The 926-nt window shown below is 33.4% G+C and carries 2 protein-coding genes; both read right to left on the minus strand.

The window, feature by feature from the left end; translation table 11 throughout:
• On the minus strand, window positions 1-225 hold a 225-nt coding region (locus tag FE392_RS22530), incomplete at its 3' end, for a hypothetical protein (protein ID WP_319931912.1).
• Window positions 225-650, minus strand: a complete 426-nt coding sequence (locus tag FE392_RS22535; protein ID WP_000970219.1) for a hypothetical protein — start codon at window positions 648-650, stop codon at window positions 225-227. The genes FE392_RS22530 and FE392_RS22535, both read right to left, overlap by 1 nt.
• Between the last annotated feature and the right edge of the window lie 276 nt (window positions 651-926).

Raw genomic sequence — 926 nt, forward strand, 5'->3', positions numbered from 1 at the left:
TAAACTACTGTAAGTCATGATGATATAGCAAACAAAATATACGAAAACTAAAGCAAATAACGTCGTTATAACGGTTGTCCAACCGTATAGATAAGCAAACACTCCAAGGTAATCACTAATTCGCAAAGGACGACTTGCCGGTACGCTTAAATCACTTAAATACTTTGCCATTTGTGCAAGCCAACCAAGAACAGGATTAAATATTGTATCAATTAACGCATTCATTAATGATGACCACCTCTGAATAGATCCATGAGCTTTTTAACAAACAAGTACCAAATAAAACATGTGACCACAGCCGGAATAACTGTAAGTAATCCAGTGGGAAGTAATATATCAGTAGCTACTTTAAAACCTTTCATTGATGCACTAGGAAACGATACATTCCCACCATCAAAATTAGGTTGTACCCATAGAAATAAAGTTTTAAAGAATCCCGCTATTACAGCACCTAAAAACTGAAACAAGGCAACGAATAATTTTATAATTGCTACTACAACTTGAAACAGCTTTTCTATGAAATAAAAGATTCCTTTTAAAAAATCCAATAGATATTGAAATGGTGTAGCTAAAAAATCAATAAACGTTTTTAACGACTTTATAACCGCTTCAAATCCACCTTTTAAGAACTTAACAAACTTCTCCATCATGATTGCTTATAACCCACCATAATCCTTCTAATGCTTATAGCAACAGAGAATGTAATCATTAATACAAACGCTAGAAATAATACGTTTTCCCCAGCATGAAATGCATACTGGAGAAATTGTATCAAGTCCTTAGATGTAACTGGTTGTATCAAACTAAGCACCTACCTTAAAAATAACTTCTTCGTGTTAAACGCAACAATAAACGTTAAGGGAATAGCAATACTAAAAGCAACGATAGGCCAAATTCCACCGAACCAATTTTTAATAGATTCCATT

The sequence above is a fragment of the Xenorhabdus santafensis genome (assembly GCF_033949405.1).
In the GTDB taxonomy this organism is placed as follows: Bacteria; Pseudomonadota; Gammaproteobacteria; order Enterobacterales; family Enterobacteriaceae; genus Xenorhabdus; species Xenorhabdus santafensis.